Source organism: Streptomyces sp. NPDC048424 (assembly GCF_040651555.1).
Classification (GTDB): Bacteria; Actinomycetota; Actinomycetes; order Streptomycetales; family Streptomycetaceae; genus Streptomyces.
Genome location: NZ_JBEZKE010000002.1, coordinates 241,051 through 265,657 on the forward strand (window position 1 = coordinate 241,051; position 24,607 = coordinate 265,657).

General features: G+C 72.2%; 26 protein-coding genes. 22 read left to right on the forward strand and 4 right to left on the reverse strand.

What is annotated here, in order from left to right; all coding sequences use genetic code 11:
* Positions 1-17 precede the first annotated feature (17 nt).
* From rpsK to glmM, 9 genes are all read left to right on the forward strand, one after another.
* Positions 18-422, forward strand: coding sequence for a 30S ribosomal protein S11 (gene rpsK / locus AB0D29_RS03705; RefSeq protein ID WP_003956432.1), 405 nt, complete (start codon positions 18-20; stop codon positions 420-422).
* Between the two features lie 150 nt (positions 423-572).
* Complete coding sequence (locus tag AB0D29_RS03710; protein ID WP_007265920.1) at positions 573-1,595, forward strand: DNA-directed RNA polymerase subunit alpha; 1,023 nt, start codon at positions 573-575, stop codon at positions 1,593-1,595.
* A 103-nt stretch (positions 1,596-1,698) separates the two neighbouring features.
* Entirely contained in the window at positions 1,699-2,160 is a 462-nt protein-coding gene (gene rplQ / locus AB0D29_RS03715) for a 50S ribosomal protein L17 (RefSeq protein WP_030154710.1), read from the forward strand.
* Between the two features lie 99 nt (positions 2,161-2,259).
* Entirely contained in the window at positions 2,260-3,111 is an 852-nt protein-coding gene (gene truA, locus AB0D29_RS03720) for a tRNA pseudouridine(38-40) synthase TruA (protein WP_362851966.1), read from the forward strand.
* 44 nt (positions 3,112-3,155) lie between these two features.
* Positions 3,156-4,784: an ATP-binding cassette domain-containing protein gene (locus AB0D29_RS03725; protein WP_362851967.1), complete on the forward strand. Its 1,629-nt coding sequence runs from the start codon at positions 3,156-3,158 to the stop codon at positions 4,782-4,784.
* Positions 4,785-4,853: 69 nt separating this feature from the next.
* The gene (locus AB0D29_RS03730) at positions 4,854-6,122 is read left to right on the forward strand and encodes a glycosyltransferase family 87 protein (protein WP_362851968.1); all 1,269 of its coding nucleotides are present in this window, start codon (positions 4,854-4,856) and stop codon (positions 6,120-6,122) included.
* 231 nt (positions 6,123-6,353) lie between these two features.
* A complete protein-coding gene (gene rplM / locus AB0D29_RS03735) occupies positions 6,354-6,797 on the forward strand; it encodes a 50S ribosomal protein L13 (RefSeq protein ID WP_008739660.1) in 444 nt (147 codons plus the stop codon).
* Positions 6,798-6,839: 42 nt separating this feature from the next.
* Entirely contained in the window at positions 6,840-7,358 is a 519-nt protein-coding gene (gene rpsI / locus AB0D29_RS03740) for a 30S ribosomal protein S9 (protein ID WP_030710366.1), read from the forward strand.
* Positions 7,359-7,494: 136 nt separating this feature from the next.
* The gene (gene glmM / locus AB0D29_RS03745) at positions 7,495-8,853 is read left to right on the forward strand and encodes a phosphoglucosamine mutase (RefSeq protein ID WP_362851969.1); all 1,359 of its coding nucleotides are present in this window, start codon (positions 7,495-7,497) and stop codon (positions 8,851-8,853) included.
* Between the two features lie 10 nt (positions 8,854-8,863).
* On the opposite strand, the gene AB0D29_RS03750 is transcribed toward glmM, so the two are convergent.
* Entirely contained in the window at positions 8,864-9,835 is a 972-nt protein-coding gene (locus tag AB0D29_RS03750) for a DUF389 domain-containing protein (RefSeq protein ID WP_362851970.1), read from the reverse strand.
* Between the two features lie 85 nt (positions 9,836-9,920).
* Positions 9,921-10,970, reverse strand: a complete 1,050-nt coding sequence (coaA, locus tag AB0D29_RS03755) for a type I pantothenate kinase (RefSeq protein ID WP_361753568.1) — start codon at positions 10,968-10,970, stop codon at positions 9,921-9,923.
* Between the two features lie 259 nt (positions 10,971-11,229).
* Here coaA and AB0D29_RS03760 point away from each other — a divergent pair, with 259 nt between their 5' ends.
* The 8 genes from AB0D29_RS03760 (at position 11,230) to AB0D29_RS03795 (ending at position 19,179) form a co-directional block, all read left to right on the forward strand.
* Positions 11,230-11,982, forward strand: a complete 753-nt coding sequence (locus AB0D29_RS03760) for a hypothetical protein (protein WP_362851971.1) — start codon at positions 11,230-11,232, stop codon at positions 11,980-11,982.
* A gap of 108 nt (positions 11,983-12,090) precedes the next feature.
* Positions 12,091-13,938 carry a glutamine--fructose-6-phosphate transaminase (isomerizing) gene (glmS, locus tag AB0D29_RS03765; protein ID WP_362851972.1) on the forward strand — a complete coding sequence of 616 codons (1,848 nt, stop codon included), beginning with the start codon at positions 12,091-12,093 and terminating at the stop codon, positions 13,936-13,938.
* A 22-nt stretch (positions 13,939-13,960) separates the two neighbouring features.
* Positions 13,961-14,329 (forward strand): holo-ACP synthase, encoded by a 369-nt coding sequence (locus AB0D29_RS03770; RefSeq protein WP_362851973.1) that lies wholly within the window; start codon positions 13,961-13,963, stop codon positions 14,327-14,329.
* 26 nt (positions 14,330-14,355) lie between these two features.
* The gene (locus tag AB0D29_RS03775) at positions 14,356-15,744 is read left to right on the forward strand and encodes an NAD(P)H-hydrate dehydratase (RefSeq protein WP_362851974.1); all 1,389 of its coding nucleotides are present in this window, start codon (positions 14,356-14,358) and stop codon (positions 15,742-15,744) included.
* 274 nt (positions 15,745-16,018) lie between these two features.
* Positions 16,019-17,155, forward strand: a complete 1,137-nt coding sequence (gene alr / locus AB0D29_RS03780; RefSeq protein WP_362851975.1) for an alanine racemase — start codon at positions 16,019-16,021, stop codon at positions 17,153-17,155.
* A 23-nt stretch (positions 17,156-17,178) separates the two neighbouring features.
* Positions 17,179-18,363, forward strand: coding sequence for an alpha/beta hydrolase (locus AB0D29_RS03785; RefSeq protein WP_362851976.1), 1,185 nt, complete (start codon positions 17,179-17,181; stop codon positions 18,361-18,363).
* Positions 18,364-18,412: 49 nt separating this feature from the next.
* On the forward strand, positions 18,413-18,880 hold the full coding sequence (gene tsaE / locus AB0D29_RS03790) for a tRNA (adenosine(37)-N6)-threonylcarbamoyltransferase complex ATPase subunit type 1 TsaE (protein WP_362852151.1): 468 nt from the start codon (positions 18,413-18,415) through the stop codon (positions 18,878-18,880).
* Positions 18,881-18,996: 116 nt separating this feature from the next.
* The gene (locus tag AB0D29_RS03795; RefSeq protein ID WP_362851977.1) at positions 18,997-19,179 is read left to right on the forward strand and encodes a hypothetical protein; all 183 of its coding nucleotides are present in this window, start codon (positions 18,997-18,999) and stop codon (positions 19,177-19,179) included.
* A 33-nt stretch (positions 19,180-19,212) separates the two neighbouring features.
* Here AB0D29_RS03795 and AB0D29_RS03800 read toward each other — a convergent pair whose 3' ends face one another.
* On the reverse strand, positions 19,213-19,770 hold the full coding sequence (locus AB0D29_RS03800; protein ID WP_362851978.1) for a hypothetical protein: 558 nt from the start codon (positions 19,768-19,770) through the stop codon (positions 19,213-19,215).
* Positions 19,771-19,937: 167 nt separating this feature from the next.
* Between AB0D29_RS03800 and tsaB the strand changes: the two genes are divergently transcribed.
* Genes tsaB through AB0D29_RS03825 form a run of 5 tightly spaced genes read left to right on the forward strand, consistent with a single transcriptional unit; the run spans position 19,938 to position 23,213 of the window.
* Positions 19,938-20,600 carry a tRNA (adenosine(37)-N6)-threonylcarbamoyltransferase complex dimerization subunit type 1 TsaB gene (gene tsaB, locus AB0D29_RS03805; RefSeq protein WP_362851979.1) on the forward strand — a complete coding sequence of 221 codons (663 nt, stop codon included), beginning with the start codon at positions 19,938-19,940 and terminating at the stop codon, positions 20,598-20,600.
* A gap of 38 nt (positions 20,601-20,638) precedes the next feature.
* The gene (gene rimI, locus AB0D29_RS03810) at positions 20,639-21,118 is read left to right on the forward strand and encodes a ribosomal protein S18-alanine N-acetyltransferase (RefSeq protein WP_362806295.1); all 480 of its coding nucleotides are present in this window, start codon (positions 20,639-20,641) and stop codon (positions 21,116-21,118) included.
* Positions 21,111-22,268: a tRNA (adenosine(37)-N6)-threonylcarbamoyltransferase complex transferase subunit TsaD gene (tsaD, locus tag AB0D29_RS03815; RefSeq protein WP_362851980.1), complete on the forward strand. Its 1,158-nt coding sequence runs from the start codon at positions 21,111-21,113 to the stop codon at positions 22,266-22,268. Before rimI ends, tsaD begins: the two co-directional genes overlap by 8 nt.
* On the forward strand, positions 22,265-22,537 hold the full coding sequence (locus tag AB0D29_RS03820) for a hypothetical protein (protein ID WP_362806260.1): 273 nt from the start codon (positions 22,265-22,267) through the stop codon (positions 22,535-22,537). The genes tsaD and AB0D29_RS03820 overlap by 4 nt, the downstream gene beginning before the upstream one ends.
* Positions 22,538-22,589: 52 nt before the next feature.
* Positions 22,590-23,213 (forward strand): hypothetical protein, encoded by a 624-nt coding sequence (locus tag AB0D29_RS03825; protein ID WP_362851981.1) that lies wholly within the window; start codon positions 22,590-22,592, stop codon positions 23,211-23,213.
* Between the two features lie 121 nt (positions 23,214-23,334).
* Here the strand turns inward: AB0D29_RS03825 and AB0D29_RS03830 are convergent, their stop codons facing one another.
* Positions 23,335-24,531 (reverse strand): methyltransferase domain-containing protein, encoded by a 1,197-nt coding sequence (locus AB0D29_RS03830; protein ID WP_362851982.1) that lies wholly within the window; start codon positions 24,529-24,531, stop codon positions 23,335-23,337.
* Positions 24,532-24,607: the final 76 nt, after the last annotated feature.

Here is a 24,607-nt window from a genome sequence, read left to right on the forward strand (position 1 = left end):
TCCCGTAGGAGATTTAGATGCCCCCCAAGGGTCGTCAGGGCGCTGCCAAGAAGGTGCGCCGCAAGGAAAAGAAGAACGTCGCTCACGGGCACGCCCACATCAAGAGCACGTTCAACAACACCATCGTTTCGATCACCGACCCCTCGGGCAACGTGATCTCCTGGGCCTCCGCCGGCCACGTCGGCTTCAAGGGCTCGCGCAAGTCCACCCCCTTCGCCGCGCAGATGGCCGCCGAGTCGGCCGCCCGCCGCGCGCAGGAGCACGGCATGCGCAAGGTCGACGTCTTCGTGAAGGGTCCGGGCTCCGGCCGCGAGACCGCGATCCGCTCCCTCCAGGCCACGGGCCTCGAGGTCGGCTCGATCCAGGACGTCACCCCCACCCCGCACAACGGCTGCCGCCCGCCGAAGCGCCGCCGCGTCTGACGCAGCGGACGCACTTGTGCGTTCTTGAGTGTCCGGGCGGTACGACCCCTTCGGGGGCCGTACCGCCCGTACCCTTGCAGTAGCCGTACCTCGGTACGGCATCCCGTCGGGCGTCAAATAGTGGGCGTCCACGAATGAAGGAACACAGACATGCTTATCGCTCAGCGTCCTTCGCTGACCGAAGAGGTCGTCGACGAGTACCGCTCGCGGTTCGTGATCGAGCCGCTGGAGCCGGGCTTCGGCTACACCCTCGGCAACTCCCTGCGCCGTACGCTCCTGTCCTCGATCCCGGGTGCCGCTGTCACCAGCATCCGCGTGGACGGCGTCCTGCACGAGTTCACCACCGTGCCGGGTGTGAAGGAAGACGTCACCGACATCATCCTGAACATCAAGCAGCTGGTCGTCTCCTCGGAGCACGACGAGCCGGTCGTGATGTACCTGCGCAAGCAGGGTCCCGGCCTGGTCACCGCCGCTGACATCGCGCCCCCGGCCGGTGTCGAGGTGCACAACCCGGACCTCGTCCTCGCCACGCTCAACGGCAAGGGCAAGCTGGAGATGGAGCTGACCGTCGAGCGCGGTCGCGGCTACGTCTCCGCCGTCCAGAACAAGCAGCTGGGCCAGGAGATCGGCCGCATCCCGGTCGACTCCATCTACAGCCCGGTCCTCAAGGTCACCTACAAGGTCGAGGCGACCCGAGTCGAGCAGCGCACCGACTTCGACAAGCTGATCGTCGACGTCGAGACCAAGCAGGCCATGCGCCCGCGTGACGCCATGGCGTCCGCCGGCAAGACCCTGGTCGAGCTGTTCGGTCTGGCGCGCGAGCTCAACATCGACGCCGAGGGCATCGACATGGGCCCGTCCCCGACGGACGCCGCCCTGGCCGCCGACCTGGCGCTGCCGATCGAGGAGCTCGAGCTCACCGTTCGGTCGTACAACTGCCTCAAGCGCGAGGGCATCCACTCCGTGGGTGAGCTCGTCGCCCGCTCCGAGGCCGACCTGCTCGACATCCGCAACTTCGGTGCGAAGTCGATCGACGAGGTCAAGGCGAAGCTGGCCGGCATGGGCCTGGCCCTCAAGGACAGCCCGCCCGGATTCGACCCGACCGCCGCCGCCGACGCCTTCGGCGCCGACGACGACGCGGACGCCGGTTTCGTCGAGACCGAGCAGTACTAGAAAGCTTGTGGGGGGCTCACGCCCCCCACACCCCCTCTCGCGACCGCTTGAGGGAACTGACTCCGGTACCTGACACGGCCGGTGCAGATTTGAAGGAGTAACAATGCCGCGTCCCGCAAAGGGTGCCCGCCTGGGCGGCTCCGCCGCGCACGAGAAGCACCTCCTCGCGAACCTCGCGAAGGCGCTCTTCGAGCACGGCCGCATCACCACCACCGAGGCCAAGGCCCGTCGCCTGCGTCCCTACGCCGAGCGTCTGGTCACCAAGGCGAAGAAGGGCGACATCCACAACCGTCGCCTGGTGCTGCAGACGATCACGGACAAGAGCATCGTGCACACGCTGTTCACCGAGATCGCCCCGCGCTACGAGAACCGCCCCGGTGGTTACACGCGCATCACCAAGATCGGCAACCGTCGTGGCGACAACGCCCCGATGGCCGTGATCGAGCTGGTCGAGGCCCTCACGGTCGCCCAGCAGGCCACTGGTGAGGCCGAGGCCGCCACCAAGCGCGCGGTCAAGGAGGCGGAGGCTGTCGAGACCCCCGCCGAGGAGACCAAGGAGGCCTGATCCCCCGGGATCACGCTTGCTTGATCGGCTCTGAACGGGCCCGCCCCTTCCGGGGGCGGGCCCGTTCTGCATTGCGCTGACTCTGAGAGGATCTGTCACGTGAGTGACGAGGTGGAGCCCGGGCACGTCCGGGTGCGGCTGGACCTGAGCTACGACGGCAAGGACTTCTCCGGCTGGGCGAAGCAGCGCGTGCTGCGCACCGTCCAGGGCGAGCTGGAGTCGGCCCTGCAGACCGTGATGCGGCTGTCCGAGCCGATCGAGCTGACCGTGGCCGGGCGTACGGACGCGGGTGTGCACGCCCGCGGGCAGGTCGCCCAGTTCGACCTCGCCGAGGAGGTGTGGGCCGAGCACCACGACAAGCTGCTGCGCCGCCTCGCGGGACGGCTGCCGCACGACGTACGGGTGTGGAAGGTCGCCGAGGCCCCCGAGGGCTTCAACGCGCGCTTCTCGGCCATCTGGCGCCGCTACGCCTACCGCGTCGGCGACCACCAGGGCGGCGTCGACCCGCTGCGCCGCGGCCACGTGCTGTGGCACCAGTGGCCCCTCGACGTGGACGCCATGAACGAGGCCGCCGCCGCGCTGCTCGGCGAGCACGACTTCGCCGCGTACTGCAAGAAGCGCGAGGGCGCCACGACCATCCGTACGCTCCAGCAGCTCAGCTGGGAGCGCGCCGAGGACGGGATCGTCACCGCGACCGTCCGCGCCGACGCCTTCTGCCACAACATGGTCCGCTCGCTCGTCGGCGCCCTGCTGCACGTCGGCGACGGGCACCGGCCCACCGACTGGCCGGGCAAGGTGCTGCGGGCCGCCGTACGGGACTCCTCGGTGCACGTGGTCAAGCCGCACGGGCTGACCCTGGAGGAGGTCGGCTACCCGGCGGACGAGCTGCTGGCCGCCCGCAGCAAGGAAGCCCGCAACCTGCGCACCCTCCCCGGAGCCGGCTGCTGCTGAGCGCCGGCTAATCCGGTTGGGTGGATCGGCGCCGGACCGGGAGAATGCCGGGCATGGGACATCTCGAAGCCAGCCACCTGGAGTACTACCTTCCCGACGGGCGGGTCCTGCTCCCCGACGTCTCCTTCCGGGTGGGGGAGGGGTCGGTGGTCGCCCTGGTCGGGGCGAACGGGGCCGGCAAGACCACCCTGCTGAAGATGATCTCCGGGGAGCTCCAGCCGCACGGCGGCGGCGTGACCGTCTCCGGCGGTCTCGGCGTGATGTCGCAGTTCGTGGGCTCGGTGCGGGACGAGACGACCGTGCGGGACCTCCTGGTGTCGGTGGCCCAGCCGCGGATCCGGGAGGCCGCCAAGGCCGTGGACCGGGCCGAGCAGCTGATCCTGACCGTGGACGACGAGGCCGCGCAGATGGCGTACGCGCAGGCGCTGAGCGACTGGGCGGACGTCCAGGGCTACGAGGCGGAGACCCTGTGGGACGTCTGCACGATGGCCGCGCTGGCGATCCCCTACGACACCGCGCAGTTCCGCGAGGTGCGCACGCTGTCGGGCGGTGAGCAGAAGCGGCTCGTGCTGGAGGCGCTGCTGCGCGGGCCGGACGAGGTGCTGCTGCTCGACGAGCCGGACAACTACCTCGACGTCCCCGGCAAGCGGTGGCTGGAGGACCAGCTCAAGGCGACCCGCAAGACGGTGCTGTTCGTCTCGCACGACCGGGAGCTGCTGACCCGGGCCGCCGAGAAGATCATCAGCCTGGAGGCGAGCCCGATGGGCTCCGACGTCTGGGTGCACGGCGCGGGCTTCGACACCTACCACGACGCCCGCAAGGAGCGCTTCGCGCGCTTCGAGGAGCTCAAGCGGCGCTGGGACGAGGAGCACGCCCGGCTCAAGGCCCTGGTGCTGCGGCTGCGCAACCAGGCCGCGAGCAGCCCCGACATGGCCTCGCGGTACCGGGCGATGCAGACCCGCTTCCAGAAGTTCGAGGAGGCGGGCCCCCCGCCGGAGCCGCCGCGGGAGCAGGACATCCGGATGCGGCTCAAGGGCGGGCGTACCGGCGTACGCGCGCTGACCGTGGAGAACCTGGAGCTCACGGGGCTGATGAAGCCCTTCTCGCTGGAGGTCTTCTACGGGGAGCGGGTCGCGGTGCTGGGCTCGAACGGCTCCGGCAAATCGCACTTCCTGCGGCTGATGGCGGGCGAGGACGTCAAGCACACGGGCACGTGGAAGCTGGGCGCGCGGGTGGTTCCCGGCCACTTCGCGCAGACGCACGCCCACCCCGAGCTGTTCGGCCGCACCCTCGTCGACATCCTGTGGACGGAGGCGGCGAAGCCGCTCGGCGCGGCGATGGGCGCGCTGCGCCGGTACGAGCTGGAGCGCCAGGGCGACCAGCCGTTCGAGAAGCTCTCGGGCGGCCAGCAGGCACGTTTCCAGATCCTGCTGCTGGAGCTGGCGGGGACCACGGCGCTGCTGCTGGACGAGCCGACGGACAACCTCGACCTGGAGTCCGCGGAGGCGCTCCAGGACGGCCTTGAGGCGTACGAGGGGACTGTGCTGTGCGTCACGCACGATCGCTGGTTCGCGCGCACATTTGACCGTTACCTGGTCTTCGGTTCGGACGGTGTTGTGCGGGAGACTCAGGAACCCGTCTGGGACGAACGTAGAGTCGAACGCAAGCGCTAGGGGGCTACCGTCACCCCCTCGGATGAGTGAGGGGCAGGCGTCGTGGGGCTGCGGCCTAGCATCTGGCTGATGAAGTGGGAGAACCAGACCTCCGGACCGCCGGCCTCGGGGAGCCGGCTGGTCGACTGGCTGCTGCGGCCGGCCTCCCGGCCCTGGCAGGTGCTCTCCCTCGCGGTGCTCCTCGGGGTCGCCGTCTCCACGAGCCTGCGCGCGAACTGGGGCTCGGACAACGCCTTCGTGGTCAAGGCGGCGCAGACGCTGCTCGCGGGCGGGTCCCCGTACGAGGACAAGCGCTTCCTCTACCTGCCCAGCGCCGTGATCATGGCGGTTCCGGAGGCCCTGCTGCCGCGGTCGGTGCTGCAGTGGGTCCTGCCGGTCGGGATGTCGGGGCTGCTGGGCGCGGGCTGGCTGGCCGCACTGCGGATGTTCTCGGTGCCGCTGCGCTCGCGCTTCGCTGTCGGTGGTTTCGCGGTGTTCGCCCTCGCCTACAAGCCGTACGTGAACCTCGTGCTGATCGGCAACTGGACCGCCATCTCGGCGGCCGCGCTGCCGGTGGCGCTGCTCCTCGCGCACCGGCGGTCGTGGGCGGCGGCCGGGCTGGTGGTCGGGCTGGCGATCGCGTGCAAGCCGATGCTGGTGCCGATCGGGCTGCTGTTCCTGCTCGCCCGGCAGTGGCGGGGGCTGGCCGCGGCCGTGCTGGTGCCGGTGGGGCTCTCGCTGGCCGGCGCGCTGCTGATGCCGAGCCCGTCGCTGTTCTTCACCAAGACCCTGCCCTTCCTGCTCCAGGGACAGGACGCGTACGCGCTGCCCTGGGACGCCTCGCCGATCGCGGTGCTGCCGCGGCTGGGTGTGCCGGAGCCGATCGCGGTGCTGTTCGCCTTCGCGGGGGCCGGGGCCGGCCTGTGGGCGGTCTGGGTGCGGTGGCGCAGGCAGGACGAGGCCGACGGGGGTGAGCTGCGGCTGGTGGAGACCGCCTGCCTGGTGATGCTCGCCGCATTCCTGGTGTCGCGGCCGTCCTTCGACCACTACCTGCTGGTGGTGCTCCCGCTGCTGCTGGCCTCCGCGGTGCGGCCGGGCTCGATGCCCCGCTCGCCCTGGTTCTGGCTGGCGTTGACGCCCCAGGTGGCCCTGATCCCGTGGCCCTCGGAGCTGGCCCACAAACGGCGCGCCTTCAAGGACTGCGCCACCCTGTGCGGGCTCGCGATTCTGCTGGCGCGTCGTGCGCTGCGCTCCGGGCGGGTTACTCTGGTGCCCGTAACAACTGCGGGGTCCCCACCCAGGACCGAACCGGAGTGCGCCGCGACGCCAGCAGAATCGGCATCGCGGACCGCGTTTTGACCCGTATGGGTCTGCTTGGGTATCCTGCTGGTTTGTTATGCGTATTGGCTTTCTCATTCTCACGTGAAAGGGCCTTGCGCCGGTCCACCGGACCGATGACCAGCGGTTCACACGGGTTGCGTCCCCGATGTGAACGAGGGCTGTCGTGATCGTCCGTGGTGACCCTGTCAGGACCTTCCCGTGGGGCTTGCGCCCTTGGGATACCACCACTGAAGAAGCGAAGGCATACGCGTGCGTACGTTCAGCCCCAAGCCCGGCGACATCTCGCGCCAGTGGCTCGTCATCGACGCCCAGGACGTTGTCCTCGGCCGTCTGGCGACCCAGGCCGCTGCCCTCCTGCGGGGTAAGCACAAGCCGACTTACGCCCCCCACATGGACATGGGCGACTTCGTCATCATCGTCAACGCCGACAAGGTTCACCTGTCCGGCAACAAGGCGTCGCAGAAGATGGCGTACCGCCACTCCGGCTACCCGGGCGGTCTCCGCTCCGTGCGCTACGACGACCTCCTGGCGAACAACCCGGAGAAGGCCGTCGAGAAGGCCATCAAGGGCATGCTCCCCAAGAACACCCTGGGCCGTCAGATGCTCTCGAAGCTGAAGGTCTACTCGGGCGACCAGCACCCCCACGCTGCCCAGCAGCCGGTGCCGTTCGAGATCACCCAGGTCGCGCAGTAGTTCCGGCCACCCCCTAAGACGTAGAAAATTCTGAGGAGCATCGTGGCCGAGACCACCGCCGAGACGACCGTCGAAGAGTTCGAGGGCAACGTCGAGGAGTACACCAGCGAGTCCGAGGTTGTCGTCGAGGGCGACTACACCTCCGAGTCCCTTGCCGGCCGCTTCGGCGACCCCCAGCCGGCCGCCGGCCTGGGCCGTCGCAAGAACGCCATCGCCCGCGTCCGGATCGTTCCGGGCACCGGCAAGTGGAAGATCAACGGTCGCACCCTTGAGGACTACTTCCCCAACAAGGTGCACCAGCAGGAAGTCAACGAGCCGTTCAAGCTGCTCGAGCTCGACAACCGCTACGACGTCATCGCCCGCATCTCGGGTGGCGGCGTGTCCGGCCAGGCCGGCGCCCTGCGCCTCGGCGTGGCCCGTGCGCTGAACGAGGCGGACGTGGACAACAACCGCCCGGCGCTGAAGAAGGCCGGCTTCCTCTCCCGCGACGACCGTGCGGTCGAGCGCAAGAAGGCCGGTCTCAAGAAGGCCCGTAAGGCTCCGCAGTACAGCAAGCGTTAATCTGCGCCTGCTGTTCTGCAACGAAACCGCCCCGGCAGCACTCTCTGTGCTGCCGGGGCGGTTCGTTTACCGCCACAAGCGGCAAATACCTGTCACAAGCGGTCACAATGCGATGCGGAAACTCGGGAGGACAACAGTGGGACGACTCTTCGGGACGGACGGTGTACGCGGCGTTGCCAACGCGGATCTGACGGCGGAGCTCGCGCTCGGCCTCTCCGTGGCGGCTGCCCACGTACTGGCCGAGGCGGGCACCTTCGCGGGCCACCGGGCGACGGCCGTGGTCGGCCGGGACCCCCGGGCCTCCGGCGAATTCCTCGAGGCCGCGGTCGTGGCCGGCCTCGCGAGCGCGGGCGTGGACGTCCTGCGCGTCGGTGTGCTGCCCACCCCGGCGGTGGCGTATCTCACCGGTGCGCTGGGTGCCGACCTCGGCGTGATGCTCTCCGCCAGCCACAACGCCATGCCGGACAACGGCATCAAGTTCTTCGCCCGGGGCGGCCACAAGCTCGCCGACGAGCTGGAGGACCGCATCGAGTCGACCTACGAGGAGCACCGCACCGGCGCCCCGTGGGACCGGCCCACCGGCTCCGGCGTCGGCCGGGTCTCCGACTACACCGAGGGCTTCGAGAAGTACGTCGCCCACCTCATCGGGGTCCTCCCCAACCGCCTCGACGGGCTGAAGATCGTCCTGGACGAGGCGCACGGCGCGGCCGCCTACGTCTCGCCCGAGGCCTTCGCCCGGGCCGGCGCGGAGATCGTCACGATCGGCGCCGAGCCGGACGGCCTGAACATCAACGACGGCTGCGGCTCCACCCACCTCGGCCTGCTCAAGGCGGCCGTCGTCGAGCACGGCGCCGACTTCGGCATCGCGCACGACGGTGACGCCGACCGCTGCCTCGCCGTGGACGGCTCCGGCGCGGAGGTCGACGGCGACCAGATCCTCGCGGTGCTGGCGCTTGCCATGCGCGAGGCCGGCCAGCTGCGCGAGAACACCGTGGTCGGCACCGTGATGTCCAACCTGGGCTTCAAGCTGGCCATGGAGGGCGAGGGCATCCAGGTCGTGCAGACCGGGGTCGGCGACCGGTACGTGCTGGAGTCGATGAAGGAGCACGGCTACGCGCTCGGCGGCGAGCAGTCCGGCCACGTGATCATCCTCGACCACGCGACGACCGGTGACGGCACGCTGACCGGCCTGCTGCTGGCGGCGCGGGTCGCGGCCACCGGCAAGTCCCTCGCCGAGCTGGCGGGCGTCATGCAGCGGCTGCCGCAGGTGCTGGTCAACGTCCCCGACGTGGACAAGTCCCGGGTCACCACCTCCGCGGAGCTGGCGGCGGCCGTGGCCGACGCCGAGCGCGAGCTGGGCACCACCGGACGCGTACTGCTCCGTCCGTCCGGTACGGAGCCGCTCGTACGGGTGATGGTCGAGGCCGCCGACATCGAGCAGGCCCGCGCGGTCGCCGGCCGGCTCGCGGACGTCGTGAAGTCGGCGCTGGGCTAGACCTCAGGCCCTAAAAGCCGCTGCCAGGCCTCCGTGGCGCACCCGGTTTCCGGATCATCCGGCTCTCCTGGGTGCGCCACAGCAGTTTCCAGCACAGGAGGGTGAGCGTTCCGGCGAAGATGATGCCGCCCAGGTTCAGGGCCAGCTGAATGCCCGATCCCCACATCTGCGCGAAGTCGCCGTAGCTGAGGGCCACGGCGGCGTTGGCACCCGCCGGGACGGTGGTGACGGAGATCGCCACGCCCACCAGGGCGCCGGCCTTCGCCGAGGTCAGCGACAGCATGCCGGCGACCCCGGCGAGCAGTGCGACGACGAAGGAGAACGGGTCCGGCTGCCAGATGAAGCTGGTGTTCGGCCGGGGGTTCTCGAGCATCCCCTCCTGGAACAGGCCGAACGCGGTCATCAGCAGGCTGAAGACCGTCGTCGCCGCGATCGCCACGGTGAAGCCGATCACCAGGGCGGCGAGCGAGCGCCGGGCGAGCCTCGGCCGGCGCTGCACCAGGCCGGTGCAGATGCCGGCGAGCGGCCCGAACTCCGGGCCCACCGCCATGGCGCCCACGATCAGGATCGCGTTGTCCAGGACCACACCGCAGGCCGCGATCATCGTCGCGATGATCATGAATGCGGCGTAGGTGATCGTGAGGGTGGACTCCTCGTGCGTCGATTCGGCGAGCTGCTCCCAGACCACCGCGTCGGCGGCCTCGCCGGGCGCCTCCTCCTCGGCCTCGTCGGCGCGCCTGGAGATCGACAGGTCGATGTTCTCGACGGAGATCGAACCGCTTTCGCCGATGCCGAGCGCGCGCATCTCCTGGAGCAGTTCGTCCGCTGCCTCGCGGGCGACGTCGCACAGGACGAGATCGCCCTCGGGGTCGCGGGCGGCGCCCGGCAGCACGACCAGGTGGGTGGTTCCGACCGTTCCGTCGATCAGCGCCACCACCCGCTCGGTGAGGTGGTGCGGGGTGATCATCCGCAGATGCAGCATCCCCGCACCCTAGCCACTGGCGGCCGGGCCGTCTCTTTCGGACCGTGCCGGGCGGGCCGGGCCGACAGGATCCGGAAGCGACGGCCTAGAGCTTGCGGAGGCTCAGCTTCTGCACCTTGTGGTCCGGACCCTTGCGGACGACGAGGGTGGCCCGGCCGCGGGTGGGCGCGACGTTCTCCAGCAGGTTGGGCTTGTTGATCGTCCGCCACATCGTCTGCGCGTACTCCATGGCCTCCTCCTCGGAGACCTGGGTGTACTTGCGGAAGTAGGAGAAAGGATTCTGGAAGGCGGTCTCGCGCAGCTTCCGGAAGCGGTTGAGGTACCAGCGCTCGATGTCCTCGGGGCGCGCGTCCACGTACACGCTGAAGTCGAAGTAGTCGGCGAGGGCGACGCGGGTGCGGCCGTCCGTGCCGGGGAGGGCCGGCTGGAGCACGTTGAGGCCCTCGACGATGAGGATGTCCGGGCGGCGGACCACGAGCTCCTCGCCGGGGACGATGTCGTAGATCAGGTGCGAGTAGACCGGGGCCCTGACCTCGTCCTTCCCGGCCTTGATGTCGGCGACGAAACGGGTGAGCGCGCGGCGGTCGTAGGACTCAGGGAAGCCCTTGCGGGAGGTGAGGCCGCGCCGCTGGAGCTCCTTCATCGGGTACAGGAACCCGTCGGTGGTGACCAGCTCCACGCGCGGGTGCTCGGGCCAGCGGGCGAGCAGGGCCTGCAGGAGGCGGGCGACGGTGGACTTGCCGACGGCGACCGAACCGGCGACCCCTATGACGAAGGGCGTGCCCTGCTGGGCGCCGTGCCCGTTGCCCGCGTCCCCGAGGAAGGTGTTCAGGGTGCCGCGGAGGTTGCTGGTGGCGCCGACGTAGAGGTTCAGGAGGCGGGAGAGCGGCAGGTACACGTCGCGGACCTCGTCGAGGTCGATGACGTCGCCGAGGCCGCGCAGCCGCTCCACCTCGTCGGCGGTCAGCGGCAGCGGGGTCCGCTCGCGCAGGGCGCTCCACTCGGCCCGGGTGAGGTCGACGTACGGCGAGGCCTCGGGGCCCCGGCGGTGGGCGGGGCGCGTGGGGTGCCCCTCCCGGCCGCGTCGCTCCGTTGCGTCGTCCGGCGTGCTGCTTCGTGGCGGCGAAGTGATCACACCGCCATTGTCGGGGCTCGGGGGCGCTTGTGGGTGGTGTGGTCGGTCACGTGCGCGGGGGCCGGGGGAGGGCCGGGGCGGCGGTTGCGGCGGACCGGTCTCGATTCGGGGCAAAGGGAGTCTCGCCCCGATCACGATCCGCACGCCACGCGGAAATCCCCGGTCGCTCGATCGAACGCCCCGTACATTGTTGATCACCGCAGCGCTGTCGACCTTTCGCGCTGCCCTGATGTCTTTTGCTCCATGGGGGAGATCTTTCGTGCGTACCGCTCTTGTCCGTCGTACCGTCCTGACCGCGTCCGCGGTGTCCCTGGCCCTGCTGGCCACCGCCTGCGGCTCCGACAAGGCCGGCACCAAGGCCGACGCCAAGCCGTCGGCACCCGCCTCCTCGTCGGCCCCGGCCGCCAAGGCGAAGACGGACGCCGAGCTGTCCGCCCTGATCCTGACCCAGGCCGATCTGGCGGACCACCTGGTCGTCGCCGTCCCGAAGGACGAGGTGGCGATCGGTGAGGCCGCGAAGGGCGACAAGGCCGAGTGCCAGCCGGTCGTCAAGACGCAGGGCACGGCCGTCGTCGGCACGGCCGCCGGTACGGCGCGGATGAAGGCCGTCGCCAAGCCCAAGGGTGGCTCCAGCCCGGAGGACGCGGCCGCCGCCGGGCTGAAGGCCCTCGCCGGCACCCGGACCTCGGTCACCCTCGCCTCGTACGAGGGCAAGGGCGCGGAGGAGGCCTTCGCGGCCGTCAAGGCCGCGGCCACCGCGTGCGCCGGCGGCTTCGGGCTGACGATGGAGGGCGAGGTCACCAAGATCAGCAAGGTGGTGTCCTCCACCGCCACCGGGGGCGACGAGGCGATCGCCCTGACGCTGGAGGCCGACGTCGAGGGCACGAAGGTCACGACCGAGACCGTCGTCGTCCGCAAGGGCAACGTGCTGGCCACCCACACCGCGTCGGCCCTTGGCGTCGCGGAGAAGCCGACTGCCATCGTCGCCGCGCAGGTGAAGAAGCTCGGCTGAAGCCCGCCCGACCGAACGTCAACCCCGCTCCGGCTCATTCGCCGGGGCGGGGTTTTCGTCTCGTTCAGGTACGGGGCAGAGGGCCAACTACGGCGTACGCTGCGGCCTATGTGCGGAATTGTGGGTTACGTGGGAGCGCAGTCTGCGCTCGATGTGGTCATCGCCGGACTCAAGCGGCTGGAGTACCGCGGTTACGACTCGGCAGGGGTCGCCGTGCTCTCGGACGGCAGCCTGGCCGCCGCCAAGAAGGCCGGCAAGCTCGTCAACCTGGAGAAGGAACTGGTCGGGCACCCGCTGCCGGCCGGCTCCACGGGACTCGGACACACCCGGTGGGCCACCCACGGCGGGCCCACCGACGTCAACGCCCACCCGCACCTCGACAACTCGGGGCGGGTCGCCGTCGTGCACAACGGCATCATCGAGAACTTCGCCGAGCTGCGGACCGAACTCGCCGAACGCGGACACCGGCTGGAGTCCGAGACGGACACCGAGGTAGTGGCGCACCTGCTCGCCGAGCACTTCTCGGCGACGGGCGACCTCGCGGAAGCCATGCGGCAGGTGTGCCGGCGTCTGCAGGGCGCCTTCACGCTGGTCGCCGTGCACGCCGACGAGCCGGACGTGGTGGTCGGCGCGCGCCGGAACTCGCCCCTGGTGGTGGGCGTCGGAGAGGGCGAGAACTTCCTCGCCTCGGACGTGGCCGCGTTCATCGCCCACACCCGGTCCGCGATCGAGCTGGGCCAGGACCAGGTCGTGGAGCTGCGCCGCGAAGGGGTCACGGTGACCACCTTCGACGGTGCGCCCGCGGCCGTGCGGGCGTACCACGTGGACTGGGACGCCTCGGCGGCCGAGAAGGGCGGCTACGACTACTTCATGCTCAAGGAGATCGCCGAGCAGCCGAAGGCCGTCGCCGACACCCTCCTGGGCCGGATCGACGCGAGCGGCTCGCTGACCCTGGACGAGGTGCGCATCCCCGTCTCGGTGCTCCGGGAGGTCGACAAGGTCGTGATCGTGGCGTGCGGTACGGCCTACCACGCGGGCATGATCGCGAAGCTGGCCATCGAGCACTGGACCCGCATCCCGTGCGAGACGGAGCTGGCGAGCGAGTTCCGCTACCGCGACCCGATCCTGGACCAGCGGACGCTGGTCGTCGCCATCTCGCAGTCGGGCGAGACCATGGACACGCTGATGGCGCTCCGGCACGCGCGCGAGCAGGGGGCCAAGGTGCTGGCCGTCTGCAACACGAACGGGTCGACGATCCCGCGCGAATCGGATGCCGTGCTCTACACGCACGCCGGTCCCGAGGTGGCCGTCGCCTCGACCAAGGCGTTCCTGACGCAGCTCGTCGCCTGCTACCTCGTGGCGCTGTACCTCGGCCAGGTGCGGGGGACGAAGTGGGGCGACGAGATCCAGGCCGTGGTCCGGGAACTGTCGGACATCGCCGCGGCGGTGGACACCGTCCTGGAGACCATGGAGCCGGTACGGCAGCTCGCGCGGTCCCTCGCCGACAAGAACACCGTGCTGTTCCTGGGCCGGCACGTCGGGTACCCGGTGGCGCTGGAGGGCGCGCTCAAGCTCAAGGAGCTCGCGTACATGCACGCCGAGGGCTTCGCGGCGGGCGAGCTCAAGCACGGGCCGATCGCGCTGATCGAGAAGGACCTGCCGGTGGTGGTCGTCGTACCGTCGCCGCGCGGACGGTCCGTGCTCCACGACAAGATCGTGTCGAACATCCAGGAGATCCGGGCGCGCGGGGCGCGGACCATCGTGATCGCGGAGGAGGGCGACGAGGCGGTCGTCCCGTACGCCGACCACCTGATCCGGATCCCGGCGACGCCGACGCTGCTCCAGCCGCTGGTGGCGACGGTGCCCTTGCAGGTCTTCGCGTGCGAACTGGCGACGGCGAGGGGGAACGAGGTCGACCAGCCGCGTAACCTCGCAAAGTCCGTGACCGTGGAGTAGTGGCGTAGCTGGAGCTGTTGTTGTGATTATCGGTGTCGGGATCGACGTGGCGGAGATCGAGCGGTTCGGCGCGGCGCTGGAGCGCACGCCGGGCCTCGCGCAGCGGCTGTTCGTCGACGCCGAGTTGACGCTGCCGAGCGGTGGGCGGCGCGGGACCGCCTCGCTCGCCGCGCGGTTCGCCGCCAAGGAGGCGCTGGCCAAGGCGCTCGGCGCGCCCGCCGGGATGCTGTGGACCGACGCCGAGGTGTACGTGGAGGACAGCGGGCAGCCGCGGCTGCGGGTGTCGGGGACGGTGGAGGCGCGGGCGCTCGCGCTGGGAGTGAAGTCGTGGCACATCTCGCTGAGCCACGACGCCGGCGTCGCCTCCGCCGTGGTGATCGCCGAGGGCTGACGCCTGCCGTGGGGCAGGCTGGTGCCATGCGTACTGCTTACAGCGTGGAGACCGTACGGGCCGCCGAGCGGGAGCTGATGGCCAGGCTGCCCGAAGGCGCCCTGATGCAGCGGGCGGCGGCCGGACTGGCCGCCGTCTGCGCGGGGCTGCTCGGCCGGGTGTACGGGTCCCGGGTCGTGCTGCTGGTCGGGTCCGGCGACAACGGGGGCGACGCGCTCCACGCCGGGGCGCGGCTCGCCCGGCGCGGGGCCGCGGTGACGGCGGTGCCGATGGACCCCGAACGGATGCACGCGGGCGGGCTGGCCGCGCTGCGGGCCGCCGGGGGCCGGGTCGAGGAGGCCGTCCCGCACCGCGCGGACCTCGTACTCGACGGGCTGCTCGGGATCGGCGGGCGGGGCGGGCTGCGGCCGGCGGCGGCCGCGCTCGTGGAACGGATCCCGCAGGGGGTCCCGGTGGTGGCCGTGGACCTGCCGAGCGGGGTGGACGCGGACACCGGCGAGGTGGCGGGGCCGGCCGTCACGGCCGATGTGACGGTGACCTTCGGGGCGTACAAGCCCGGTCTGCTGATCGACCCCGGGGCCTCGCGGGCGGGGGTGGTGCGGCTGGTGGACATCGGGCTGGAGCTGCCGTCGCCGCAGGTGGAGGCCTTGCAGCACGCCGACGTAGCGGGGCTGCTGCCGGTGCCGACGGCGTCGAGCGACAAGTACCGGCGGGGCGTGGTCGGGATCGTCGCCGGCTCCGCGCAGTACCCGGGGGCGGCCGTACTGGCCGTGGCGGGAGCGCTGCGGGGCGGTGCGGGCGCGGTGCGGTACGTGGGGCCGGCGGCGGAGGCCGTGCTCGCGCGGTACCCGGAGACGCTGATCGGGCCCGGCCGGGTGCAGGCCTGGGTGGTCGGGCCGGGACTGGGCGAGGGGCGCGCGGGCGAGGTCGCGGACCTGCTCGCGGACGACGTACCGGTGCTGGTCGACGCGGACGGGCTGCGCGGGCTGGACGCGGACGTGCTGCGGGCCCGGACGGCCCCGACCCTGCTGACCCCGCACGCGGGGGAGGCGGCGGCGCTGCTCGGGGTGTCGCGGGAGTCGGTGGAGGCGGGGCGGCTGGGGGCGGCGCGGAAGCTGGCGGCCGGGTACGGGGCGACGGTCCTGCTGAAGGGCTCGACGACGCTGGTCGCCTCCGGCGGTTGCGCGGTCCGGGTGAATCCGACGGGGAGTGCGTGGCTGGCCACCGCGGGCAGCGGGGACGTGCTGTCGGGGTTGGCGGGGTCGTTGCTGGCGGCGGGCCTGTCGGGGGCGGACGCGGGCGCGGTGGCGGCGTACCTCCACGGCCTGGCCGCCAGGCTCACGGGCGGCCCGCTGCTGGCCCAGGACGTGGCCGCGGCCCTCCCCACTGCGTGGCGCAACGCCGGCCGCCCGTGACCCTGCCTGGATCTTTCAGCCCGTCCGGCGTTTGAGGACCGGGTCCGGGCAGAGCCCGGGAACGGTGAAAGGGCGGGGCGGGGAGAACGCTCCGCGCAGCGGCGCCGTTGCCGGGGGCCAGCCCCCGGACCCCCGCGCCTCAAACGCCGGCGGGGCTGGATTGGCGCGGCGGAGCCGGAATGGCGCGGCGGGGCTGGATTGGCCCGGCGGAGCCGGAATGGTGCGGCGAGGCTGACCGGCGGGGCACGGTGGGGGTTCTGAGAGACTGTGGGCGATGAACGAGACACCGACGCGCGTGTACGCCGAGATCGATCTTGACGCCGTACGGGAGAACGTGCGCGCACTGCGCGAGCGGGCGCCCCGGGCCGAGCTGATGGCCGTGGTCAAGGCGAACGCCTACGGGCACGGCGCCCCGGCCTGCGCCAAGGCCGCCCAGGAGGCCGGCGCCTCCTGGCTCGGGACCGCCACCCCCGACGAGGCGCTCGCGCTGCGCGCCGCCGGCATCGAGGGCCGGCTGCTGTGCTGGCTCTGGACCCCCGGCGGGCCCTGGCGGGAGGCCGTCGAGGCCGACATCGACGTGTCCGTCAGCGGTATGTGGGCCCTGGACGAGGTACGGGCGGCCGCCCGCGCCGCCGGCCGGACCGCGCGCATCCAGCTCAAGGCCGACACCGGCCTCGGCCGCAACGGCTGCCAGCCCGCCGAATGGGAGGCCCTGGTCGGGGCGGCCGTCGCCGCCCAGGCCGAGGGGACCGTCCGGGTCACCGGCGTCTGGTCGCACTTCGCCTGCGCCGACGAGCCCGGCCACCCCTCCATCCAGCTCCAGCTCGCCGCCTTCCGCGACATGCTCGCGTACGCCGAGAAGGAGGGCGTCGAGCCCGAGGTCCGGCACATCGCCAACTCGCCGGCCACCCTCACCCTGCCCGAGTCCCACTTCGACCTGGTGCGCTGCGGGCTGGCCGTCTACGGGGTCTCGCCCGCGCCCGAGCTCGGCACCCCGGCCCAGCTGGGCCTGCGGCCGGCGATGACCCTCAAGGCCTCCCTCGCCCTGGTCAAGACCGTCCCCGCCGGGCACGGGGTCAGCTACGGCCACCACTACGTCACCGGGACCGAGACGAACCTCGCGCTGGTCCCGGCCGGCTACGCCGACGGCATCCCGCGGAACGCCTCCGGGCGCGGGCCGGTGCTCGTCGCCGGCCGGATCCGCCAGGTCGCCGGGCGCATCGCCATGGACCAGTTCGTGGTCGACTTGGGAGGAGACCACGCCCTCGTCGGCGACGAAGCCGTCATCTTCGGGGACGCGGAACGCGGTGAACCCACCGCCGAGGACTGGGCACAAGCGGCGCACACGATCGCGTATGAGATCGTCACCCGTATCGGTGGCCGTGTGCCCCGGGTGTACCTGGGCGGCTGAGCGAGCGGAGTGAGGGCGGCGGCGTGAGCGAGAACTGGCGCAAGGCCGGCTGGGCCGGCGCCGCCATCGGCGTGATAGCCGCAGGCGCGGCGGCCGGTGTCGCGGTCGAACGGATCACCGTGGGGCGCGGCATGCGCATGAAGGCGCGCCTGGCCCTGGACGCCGCCGGGGACTACGGCTCCCTGCGCGGCACCGAGGGCACCTGCCGTGCCGAGGACGCCACGGAGCTGTACTACGAGGTCGAAGAGGTGCCCGACGAGGGCAAGCGGCGCCGGCTGCGCCGCAAGGCCGCACCCCCGGCCACCGTCGTCTTCTGCCACGGCTACTGCCTCAGCCAGGACTCCTGGCACTTCCAGCGCGCCGCCCTGCGCGGAACGGTCCGCGCGGTCTACTGGGACCAGCGCAGCCACGGCCGCAGCGCCCGCGGCCTCGCCCAGGCGGACGGTGAGCCGCTGACCATGGAGCAGCTCGGCCGCGACCTGAAGACCGTCATCGACGCCGCCGCCCCCGAGGGCCCGCTGATCCTCGTGGGTCACTCGATGGGCGGAATGACCATCATGGGATTCGCCGAGCAGTTCCCCGACCTCGTGCGCGAGCGCGTGGTCGGCGTGGCCCTGGTCGGTACCTCCAGCGGCCGCCTCGACGAGGTGACGTACGGGCTGCCGTCGGTCGGGGTCGGCGCCGTGCGCCGGATCCTGCCGGGCGTGCTCAAGGCGCTCGGCTCGCAGGTGGAGCTGGTGGAGAAGGGCCGCAGGGCCACCGCCGACCTCTTCGCCGGCATGATCAAGATGTACTCGTTCGGCTCCCGGGACGTGGACCCGGGCGTCACGCGCTTCGCGGAGCGGCTCATCGAGGCAACGCCGATCGACGTGGTCGCCGAGTTCTACCCGGCCTTCCAGACCCACGACAAGACGGCCGCGCTCCGGCTGTTCGCGGACATCCCGGTCACCGTCATCGCGGGCGACAAGGACATGATCACCCCGCCGGCGCACAGCGTGGCCATCAAGGAGGCGCTGCCCGGCGCCGACCTCGTGGTCCTGGAGTCCACCGGGCACCTGATGATGCTGGAGCGCCCGGAGACCGTGACGCGGCTGCTCACCGGACTGCTGGCGCAGACCGGCGCGGTCCCGGTCCCCACACCGACTAACGTTGGCGGGCATGGAAGAAGTACCGCTGGAAGCCCAGCGCAGCCAGGCACCGGAACCTGAGGCCGAGGACGGCACGGAGACCCGGATCACCGTCGGCTCCCCGGACGCGATGCAGGAGTTGGGCCGCAGGATCGCCGCCCTGCTGCGCCCCGGTGACCTCGTCCTGCTGACCGGTGAGCTGGGGGCGGGCAAGACCACGCTGACCCGCGGCCTGGGCGAGGGCCTGGGCGTGCGCGGGGCCGTCACCTCCCCGACCTTCGTGATCGCCCGCGTGCACCCCTCGCTGACCGGCGGGCCGGCGCTGGTGCACGTGGACGCGTACCGCCTGGGCGGCGGGCTGGACGAGATGGAGGACCTGGACCTCGACGTCTCGCTGCCCGAGTCCGTGGTCGTCGTGGAGTGGGGCGACGGCAAGGTGGAGGAGCTCTCCGACGACCGGCTGCACGTGGTGATCGCGCGCGCGGTCGGCCACGAGGAGGTGCTGGACGACGTGCGCGAGGTCGCCGTGCGCGGGGTCGGGGCGCGCTGGAGCGCCGGGGCCGGGCTGGACTCCCTGGCCGTCGCCTTCACGGAGTAAACGTCCCGACAACTCGTCGGCAAGATATTGCGCTGGTGGCGGCCCTCGTGGTGACATGGTACCGAGAGTTTCTTAGGTATGCCTAAGTTCGGTGTCCCGGGGTCCAGGAGGCAGCCATGTCGGCACCAGCAGGAGCACAGCGCGATCCCCGCCCGTCCGTCGTCTCCATGCGGACGCTGCTCGCCGCCGGAGTGGCCGCCACCGCCGTCTCGACACCGCCCGCACCTGAACACGCGGCGGGCGGGCCGCAGGACGCCGTAGCGCGCGAAGAGGCCGCTCCGGAATCCGAAGCGGCCTGAGTCGCACGTACGGGTGAAGGTCGATCCCTGCCGTCAGGGAACGACGACGACCTTCGAGTTGATCGTCGCGAAGGCCCACATCGCGTCGCCGTCGGCGCGCGTCATGCGGATCCCGCCGGTCTTCTTCGCCGCGTCCGGCGCCGGCGTCGCGCCGTCCACACGGGCGCTGAAGCCGACCGCCACGCCCTCGGCGGTGGCGAACCGCACGACGTGCTCGATCGGCACGCCGTCCGAACCGGTCACCGAACCGGAGCGCGAACCGACGAGGTAGCTGCCCGCCTTCGGGTGCACCGTGCTCGGCATCACCGTGAACGACTTCGGCTCCTGCCCGGCGTCGCCCACCAGCCACACCCGCTTCTGGCCCACCGAGTACACGACGCGCGTCCCGGTGCCGGAGCCCTCCGGCACGGGCACCGGCTTCGCCGCGTCCTGCTTGGCGGCGGGCTGGCTCGGGGCGGGGGCGGCGTTCTGCGCGGCCGCCTTCGGGGGGCGCGGCGGCGCCGTGGCGGAAGCCTGGTAGCCGAGGAAACCGACCGCTGCCACCGCCGCGATGGTGAGCCCGGCCACGATTCCCGAGCTGCTGCGTGCCACCTTGCTCCACCTCTCCGCGCTGACCGACACCTCGACCGGTGCTTCGACCGACAGTTCGGCCGACGGCTCGACCGATACCTCAGTGATCCCTCGGTCGAAAGGTAGCAGCCGCCCTCCTTTTCGACCGGCCGCAAGGGGCGCGGCCGCCGGAGTCGTAGGCTGTTCGCGTGCTCCTGCTCGCTGTAGATACCGCCACGCCCGCCGTCACCGTCGCCCTGCACGACGGCGAGACCGTCCTCGCCGAGTCGAACCAGGTCGACGCCCGCCGCCACGGGGAGCTGCTGCTGCCCTCCGTGGACCGGGTCCTCGCCGAGGCCGGGGTGAAGCTCGACGCCGTCACCGGCATCGTCGTCGGGGTCGGCCCCGGCCCCTACACCGGACTGCGCGTCGGCCTCGTCACCGCCACCACCTTCGCCGCCGTGCTGGGCGTGCCCGTGCACGGGCTGTGCACGCTCGACGGCCTCGCGTACGCCGCCGGCGCCGCCGGGATCGAGGGCCCCTTCACCGTCGCCACCGACGCGCGGCGCAAGGAGGTCTACTGGGCCCGGTACGAGGACCCGCGCACGCGCGTCGGAGAGCCCGCCGTGGACCGCCCGGCCGAGATCGCCGAGCAGGTCGCGGGGGTGCCCGCGGTGGGCCAGGGCGCGCTCCTGTACCCCGAGGTGTTCCCGGACGCGCGCGGCCCCGAGCACCAGTCCGCCGCCGCGCTGGCCTCACTGGCCGCGGAACGACTGGCGGCGGGGGCGGAGTTCCTGCCTCCGACCCCGCTCTACCTGCGCCGGCCCGACGCGCAGGTGCCCAAGAACTACAAGGTGGTCACCCCGCAGTGATCCCGGCGACCCCGCACACCCCCCACACCCTGCGCGAGATGCGCTGGTGGGACATCGGGCCCGTGCTGGAACTGGAGCACGAGCTGTTCCCCGAGGACGCCTGGTCCGCCGGGATGTTCTGGTCCGAGCTCGCCCACGCCCGCGGCCCGCAGGCCACCCGCCGCTACGTCGTGGCCGAGGACGCGTCGGGCCGGCTCGTGGGATACGCCGGGCTGGCCGCCGCCGGCGACCTGGCCGACGTACAGACCATCGCGGCCGCCCGCGACCAGTGGGGGACCGGGCTCGGCGCCCGGCTCCTGACCGACCTGCTGCGGGCCGCCACCGCGTTCGAGTGCGCCGAGGTGCTGCTGGAGGTACGGGTGGACAACGCCCGCGCCCAGAAGCTCTACGAGCGCTTCGGCTTCGAGCCCATCGGCTTCCGGCGCGGCTACTACCAGCCCGGCAACGTCGACGCGCTCGTCATGCGACTGACCGACCCCGCACAAGCACGAACTGAGAGCAGTGAGAGCAATGGCTGACGAACCGCTCGTCCTCGGAATCGAGACGTCCTGCGACGAGACCGGCGTCGGCGTCGTCCGCGGCACCACCCTGCTCGCCGACGCCATCGCGTCGAGCGTCGACGAGCACGCCCGCTTCGGCGGCGTCGTACCCGAGGTGGCCTCGCGGGCCCACCTGGAGGCGATGGTCCCCACCATCGAGCGCGCCCTGAAGGAGGCCGGGGTCAGCGCCCGCGACCTCGACGGCATCGCGGTCACGGCCGGGCCCGGCCTCGCGGGTGCCCTGCTGGTGGGCACCTCGGCGGCCAAGGCGTACGCGTACGCGCTGGGCAAGCCGCTCTACGGGGTGAACCACCTGGCCTCGCACATCTGCGTGGACCAGCTGGAGCACGGCCCGCTGCCGGAGCCCACGATGGCGCTGCTCGTCTCCGGCGGGCACTCCTCGCTGCTCCTGGCCCCCGACATCACCTCCGACGTACGGCCGCTGGGCGCGACCATCGACGACGCGGCGGGCGAGGCCTTCGACAAGATCGCTCGCGTGCTCCAGCTGGGCTTCCCCGGCGGCCCGGTCATCGACCGGCTCGCGCGCGAGGGCGACCCGAAGGCGATCCACTTCCCGCGCGGGCTCACGGGGCCGCGCGACGCGGCGTACGACTTCTCCTTCTCCGGGCTGAAGACGGCCGTCGCGCGCTGGATCGAGGCGAAGCGGAACGCGGGCGAGGAGGTGCCGGTGCGCGACGTGGCGGCGTCCTTCCAGGAGGCCGTGGTGGACGTGCTGACGCGCAAGGCGATCCGGGCGTGCAAGGACGAGGGCGTCGACCACCTGATGATCGGCGGCGGTGTGGCCGCCAACTCCCGGCTGCGGTCGCTCGCGCAGGAGCGGTGCGACGACGCGGGGATCGTCCTGCGGGTGCCGCGGCCGAAGCTGTGCACGGACAACGGCGCGATGGTGGCGGCACTGGGCGCGGAGATGGTCAAGCGCAACCGGGCCCCCTCCGACTGGGACCTGTCGGCGGACTCCTCGCTGCCGGTGACGGACCCGCACGTGCCGGGGACGTCCCACGGGGGCGGCGACGGTCACGGGCACGGCCACGGCCACGGCCATGCGCACGGCCACGGTCACGACCACGACCACGTGCACGAGCTGAGCAAGGACAACCTCTACTCATGAGCACCGTCGCGCTGATGTGGGAGGCCCGGGCCGCCGACGGCCGGGGCAACGAACTCCTGGAGTGGGCCCGGGCCCAGGTCCTGGCCCGGGAGCCGGTGCGCCGCGAGGTGTTCCGGGCCCCGCAGGACCGGGTGCTCGTGATCACCTGGTGGGAGGCGGCCGAAGGGGTGTCGGCGGACCTCCCCGAACTGCCGGAGCCCGCGGCCGACTTGATCACCCGGGCGGTGCACCGCTGGCGGTTCGAGTCGGTGGGCGTCGACGGGGCCTGACGGCTCCGGCCCGGTCCGGGCGTGGACCCGGGCTGCGGCTATGGTCATGTGCATGCCTCGCCGTGACCTGCCGCCTCCGCCGCCGCCCGCGCACCTGCGCGCCTGGACGGACGAGGGCCACGTACGGGCCGACCGTGCGCGCTTCCTGCGCGACCTGGGTCAACGCAGCCTGGGCATCGGGCAGTTGCTGCTGCTCTGGGCCGTCTCCGCCGTCTTCGCCCTCGGCTGGTCCTTCGTCGGCATGGCCCTGGTGGCCTTCGAGCAGGGCGACCCGGTCTCGTTCGTCCTCGCGCTCGTCTTCCTCGTACTGGGCGCCGGCGTGCTCGTCCCGGCCGGGTTCTGGTTCGCGTGGGGCGCCCGGCGCGACCGCGAGGTGCGGCGGCTGCTGTGCGCGTGGGCCGAGGCGGGCCGGGACCCGGAGGCCGACGCCCGGATGCGCGCGCCCGGCCGGAGCCTGACCTGGCTGCTGAGCTCCCTCGCACTGGGCGCGGCCGGCCTGTGGGTGACCTTCGGCGTCGCCGTCTCGGCCCGCCCGGGCGAGGAGACGTACGGCGAGGTCGCGTACTACATGGGCCTCGGCATGATCCTGTGGATCACCGCCCTCCTGGGCATCGCCAAGGCAACCGCCCACTACCGCTGGGCCCTCCGCACGACCCGCACGACGCCCACGGCATAGCCGGAGGACCAACGGCTGCGGCTCGCGGTCGGGCGCCGGCCACGGCCCGCGCCGGCTGCGCCGGTTGCCGGCCGGCTCCAGCCCGGCGCAGCCGGTCGCCCGGCCGTCGCCGCGGGGGAGGTCACTGCCCGGGCGTCGCCGCAGGCGGCCCGGCGGGGTGGCCGATCAGCATCGACGGAGCGCCCGCCACCCGGGTCAGGAAGACCGTCGCGGAGTTCGGGCCCTGCGGTTTGACCTTCTTGCGCAGCTCCTCCGGCTCGACCGCCGAGCCGCGCTTCTTCACGGTCAGGATGCCGACCCCGCGCTCGCGCAGCAGGGCCTTCAGCTTCTTCAGGCCGAACGGCAGCACGTCCGTGATCTCGTACGCCGTCGCGTACGGCGTAGCACGCAGCTCGTCGGCGGTGATGTACGCGATGGTCGGGTCGATGAGCCGGCCGTCCAGCTGTTCGGCGACCTCGGCGACCAGGTGGGCGCGGATGACGGCACCGTCGGGCTCGTACAGCCAGCGGCCGACCGGCCCGGCCGGTGGATCGGGCAGCGGATCGGCGGTCCGGAGCTCGCGCGGCCCGGGCAGCAGGGTGGCGCGCACGGTCCCCGGCGCGGTCCCGAACCAGAGCACCGCCTCCTTGACGTCCCCCTGGTCGGAGATCCACTCGGCCTCGGCCTCCTCCGGCACGGCCTCGTGCGGGATCCCGGGGGCGATCTTGATGGCCGCGTACTTCGCCGTACGGGCGGTGGCGACGGCCCAGGACAGCGGCGGCGAGTACGACTCCGGGTCGAAGACCCGCCCCCGCCCGCCGCGCCGGGCCGGGTCGATGAAGACGGCGTCGTAGCCGGCGGTGTCCACCTCCGTCACGTCCGCCTCCCGGACCTCGATCAGGTCCGCCAGACCCAGCGCCTCGGCGTTGGCCCGCGCGACGGCGACCGTCAGCGGGTCGCGGTCCACCGCGAGCACCCGGATGCCGAGCCGGGCCAGGGCGAGGGCGTCCCCGCCGATGCCGCAGCACAGGTCGGCGAGGCTGCGTACGCCGAGGGCCGCGAGCCGCTGCGCCCGGTACGAGGCCACGGACGCGCGGGTGGCCATCTCGCCGCCGCCGGGCGTGAAGTACATCCGGAAGGCGTCCTCGGCGCCGAACTTCGCCACCGCGCGCTGCCGCAGCCTGGCCTGCCCGAGCACGGCGGAGACCAGCCCGGCGGGGTGCTCGCGGCGCAGCCGGGTGGCGACGGCCAGCTCCTGGGCGGGGTCGTACGCGCGCAGCGAGTCGAGGAGGGCGCGGCCCTCGGGGGTGAGGAGGGCGGCGAAGTCTTCGGGGGTCACGGGTCCATTGTCGGCGACGGGGCGGACCCGGACGGTGTGGGCCAGTCGAAGGAAGGTTGGGACCGCGTTCGCGGTG